Origin of the sequence: Devosia sp. (assembly GCF_040509215.1) — a bacterium.
GTDB lineage: Bacteria > Pseudomonadota > Alphaproteobacteria > Rhizobiales > Devosiaceae > Devosia.
In genome coordinates, this window is the sequence record NZ_JBEVLL010000402.1 from 1 (window position 1) to 4,441 (window position 4,441).

Consider the following 4,441-nt stretch of genomic DNA (forward strand, 5'->3'; position numbering starts at 1 on the left):
GGTGGTACCGCCTCCCCGGATCGAACGGGGGACCTCTAGATCCACAATCTAGCGCTCTAACCAACTGAGCTAAGGCGGCATACCGCGACGGCGCCAAGGGTGGCTGCCGAAAGCGGGCGGAACATAGGTCGAGATCGTCACAATGACAAGCACCGATTTTGGCCCTGTGGACAGACGCGCCGAAGCCCGCCTTCAGCCAATTGCAGCGGCGCCCGTGACCATTCCTTAGGACCTCGTATTTAACCATGGCGACGATTGAATGGATGGGATGCGTGTCGCGGGCTGGATTCGTTTCCGGCGGCACGATAATGAAGAACACTTAAAGAACTCTACGAAAATTGTGCCGTTCTGGCACAAGCACAAATGGCCTCAACACCCTGTCTATGAATGCCGAGTGGACCACATCGCCGAATGCCCGCCGGGTGCTGCAGCACGCGCAAGACACGCGGCCGGCTTGGCTATGGTCGCAGGACGGCCAGCGCCTGATCTGGTCGAACCCGGCTGCAGGCCTGTTTCTGGCCAAACTCAAGAAAAGCGGACTGAAGCTCGCCCCGCTCGCCGTTCCCCTCAAGGGTCAGGTGGCACGGACCATCCGGCTGGGTTCGCCTGGGCGCACGAGCCTGGCGCGCATCCAGTTCAATGCCGGCGACAAGCCGGCCTCAACCACCTGCGCCACGACGCCATTGCTGCTTGAGGGCGAGGAAGCCTATCTGCTCATCGTCTCGGTCGATCCAATCGATCCCGAAATTCTCGCCGCATCCGGCGCGCCGCAGGAGAACGCGCTAGACGCGGTAACGCCTCCTGAGGCGGCTGCCCCGGAAATCGTGACCGACGAACCAACGCCTCAGCATAACGACGACGCGCCAGCGATCGATCAAGCCATCGAGCCGCCAAGCACTCCGGCGCCTGAAGCGGTTGAGGTAAACGAGGCGCCTGCCGAACCTGAAAGCGAGCCCGAGGAAGAACTCGCCGGCGCGCCTCAAGCTGTCATTGCGCCCGATGACTCCTATAGCCGCGAACTGCACGACTGGCAGGATGCCGACCCGGAAACGGTATATACGCCTGCGGCTGAGCCGACTGTGTTCACCGACGAGGTGAATGCTTCGGACCTCGACGAGGAAGACGAACCGGCCTCCGAGGACAGCCCAGAACGTCCGCTCTTCCGTAGCCTTAGCGCGCTTGTGGATCGTCTTGCTGCCGACGAGGATCTGTTTACTCCACTCAATGAAGCGGATGACGAGGTTCCACAGTCCAGTGTGCCAGAAGAACCCGTCCAACGAGACGAAGCCGCGCCGCGGCTTTTCAAGATCACCGGACGAGGCTTGCGCACCAACATAGTGCCCGCGCCTGAGGTGATCGTCGAGCGTGCGGAGGACGATGCGCTTTTCCCGGCGGGAACCGAGCCGGAGATTGCCCACGATCTGGTGGAGCGCGTGTCGCGCTACAATTTCGACGAGCTGTCGCGCATCCTCAATGATCGTGTGGGCCTCCAGGGCGCCGGACAGCCGGTTCCCCCGACGGCGGATGCCGGCCCCGTGGGCGCCGCTGGCTCGCTCGTCAGCCTCGGAGGCGAGACGCTGGTGCTCAATCGCCTGCCGCTCGGCATCCTCGTGTTCCGTGACCAGCAGATCCTTTTTGCCAATCGCGCCATTACCGAAATGGTCGGCTATGAATCGGTCGAATCCCTGAGGCAGGCCGGGCTCACCGCCATTTTCCCGGCAAGCAATGGCGAACAGGATGCCGGTCCGGTCAATCACTTGGTCCAGCGCGACGGCACGCTGGTGCCCGTGACCGCACGCCTGCAATCGACCTCGTGGCAGGGCCGACCGGCGCTGATGCTTTCGGCCAGCACCACGGAAGTGCGGACGGGTCATGAGGACGCGGTGCGCGCCTTTGCCCAAGCCTTTGCCGAACTGCGCGGCGACGGCTTTGTCGAATTGAGCCGCACAGGCGTCGTTCGTCTTTCCGATTCTTCCGCTTCGGCGGCTCTTGGCGCCGGCAACACAATTCTTGGCAAGCCGCTCTCGGCGCTGATTTCGTCCGAAGATGGCTTTGCGCTGCGCGGCTTCCTCGAGCGTCCGGGCCGTTTTGCCGAAACCGAGCGACCCGCCGTTATCCTGCGCTCGCTCGACAACAAGTCCGAGATCGTCCTGTTCGCTCAGGGCCAGGCCGGTATCGTCAGCGGCTATTTCGCCATGGTGCGGCCGCGCAATATCGTGCCGCGGCGTGCGCTCGGGGCGCCGGATGCTGACCCGGCTCTCCTCGCCCGCATCGGCCGGGGCGTGCGGCGACCGCTCAACACCATAATTGGTTTTGCCGAACTGCTGCGCAGCAAGGCCTTTGGCGAGCTGGGCGACGAACGCTATGAGGCCTATGCCGAAGACATCGCGGCGGCCGGCAATGACATTGCGGCGCTGGTCGATGAGTTGGAAGACTATGCGCGGCTTCGCGAGGGGAAATATCTCGCCGAGCGCGCCAGCCTTGACCTGACCGAACTGCTCGAAACCTGCGTGCTGCGCATCCGCAACCAGGCCAATGCCGGGCGGATCATCGTGCGCAATGCCATTTCCGAGACGCTGCCGCGCGTGACTGCGGACCGCGCCTCGCTGGGCCAGGCCGTGCTGAACCTCCTCGCCAGCGCCATTGACCAGAGCCCGGTGGGCAGCACGGTGGTGATTTCGGCCCAGTTGCTCGACGATGGCGGCATTGCCATCCACGTGCGTGATAGTTCCAACCATGCCGTCGACATGGCTGAGCGCTTCGTGGTGTTCCGTGATGGTTTGAGCAAGTCCGGCCAGGCGCTGGCGCCGGTCCGCTCCAGCGTTGGCCTGGCGCTTACCCGGTCGTTGCTCGCGGTCAATGCCGTCTCGCTTTCGGTCGATCCGGCGGGGGAAAATGGCGTGCTGTTTTCGCTCCGAATCCCGGCCGATCTCGTGGACAATCTGCCGGCCGACTAGCGGAAGGTCTTTCTTCCCACCGGAGAGACGCTTAGGCGAAAAGTTTAGCGCCCAATGCGGGTGCACCAGTGCGCAACTTTGCCTATACCTAGAACAGGATGGCGTGCCTCTTCGAGTCACCGTCCTGCTCTAATTTTATGTGGAGCATGATCCTTTCGGAAAAGCCGGCCTCCACTTTTCCCGATCATGCTCTAGCGAAAGGCGCGGGGCCGCGCCGACCTCTGGGAGACAGATATGAGAGTGACCAAATCTTTCGCGCTGGCCAGTGCCGGTCTGCTTTTGGCCACCAGCCTTGCGTTCGCGCAATCGACCGAGATTCGCGTCGGCGCGCCGCTGGAGCCGCCAGCGCTCGACCCTACGGCCGGCGCTGCCGAAGCGATAGACGTCGTCGTCTATCAAAATGTCTTCGAGGGCCTGACCCGCATCGACCAGACGGGCGCCGTGTTGCCCGGTCTGGCGTCGGCATGGACCGTCAGCGAAGACGGGCTCACCTATCGCTTCACGCTCAATGACGGCGTCACCTTCCACGACGGCAGCGCATTCGATGCGGAAGACGTGAAATTCACTTTCGAGCGCATCCTCGCCGAAGACAGCGTCAACGCGCAAAAGGCGCTCTATGAGGCCATCTCGGCCGTAACCGTCGTCGATCCGCTGACGGTGGAAATCACCCTGTCGCGCCCCGACGGGCTCTTCCTCTTCAATATCGGTCGCGGCGATGCCGTCATCGTGGCGCCAGAAAGCGCTGCCGACAACGGCACGACGCCCATCGGCACTGGCCCCTTCGCCTTCGTGCAGTGGGATCGCGGCAGCCGCGTCATTCTCGAGCAATATGGCCCCTATTGGGGCGAAAAGCCCGCGCTGACCAAGGCGACCTATGTGTTCATCGGCGACACGGCCACGATGACCAATGCGCTGCTCGCTGGCGATGTGGACGGCACCTACAATTTTGCTGCCGAAGCCCTGCCGGTCTTTGACGGCAATCCGCAGTTCAAGGTTCTGGTCGGCACTACCGAGGGCGAGACCATTCTCTCGACCAACAATGCCAAAGCACCATTCGACAAGCTCGAAGTTCGCCAGGCCATGGCCCATGCCATCAATCGCCAGGAAATCATCGATGGCGCGACCTATGGCTATGGCGCCCCGATCGGCAGCCACTTTGCTCCGCATCACCCCTATTACGTCGACCTGACCAACACCTATCCCTACGATCTCGACAAGGCGCGGGAACTGCTGGCCGAGGCCGGTTATCCCGATGGTTTTTCGGCGACGCTGAAGCTGCCGCCGGTCAACTACGCGCGCGTTTCCGGACAGATCATTGCCAGCGAATTTGCCAAGGTCGGCATCAAGCTCGAACTGATCAACATGGAATGGGCACAGTGGCTGGAAGACGTCTTTGGCAACAAGGACTTCGACCTGACCATCATCAGCCATGTGGAGCCGTTCGACATTGGCATCTATGCCAATCCCGACTACTACTTCGGCTA

2 protein-coding genes and 1 tRNA gene are annotated in these 4,441 nt (G+C 62.4%); 2 read left to right on the forward strand and 1 reads right to left on the reverse strand.

Translation table 11 applies throughout. From position 1 onward, the window contains the following. Positions 1–2 precede the first annotated feature (2 nt). Positions 3–79 (reverse strand) — tRNA-His (locus ABW043_RS22235). A 304-nt stretch (positions 80–383) separates the two neighbouring features. On the opposite strand from ABW043_RS22235, the gene ABW043_RS22240 reads away from it, so the two are divergent. Together ABW043_RS22240 and ABW043_RS22245 are read left to right on the forward strand one after the other, a co-directional pair. After that, complete coding sequence (locus tag ABW043_RS22240) at positions 384–2,957, forward strand: sensor histidine kinase (RefSeq protein ID WP_353923378.1); 2,574 nt, start codon at positions 384–386, stop codon at positions 2,955–2,957. A gap of 240 nt (positions 2,958–3,197) precedes the next feature. Beyond that, positions 3,198–4,441 (forward strand): ABC transporter substrate-binding protein (locus tag ABW043_RS22245; protein ID WP_353923379.1); only part of this gene is annotated, 1,244 nt, incomplete at its 3' end.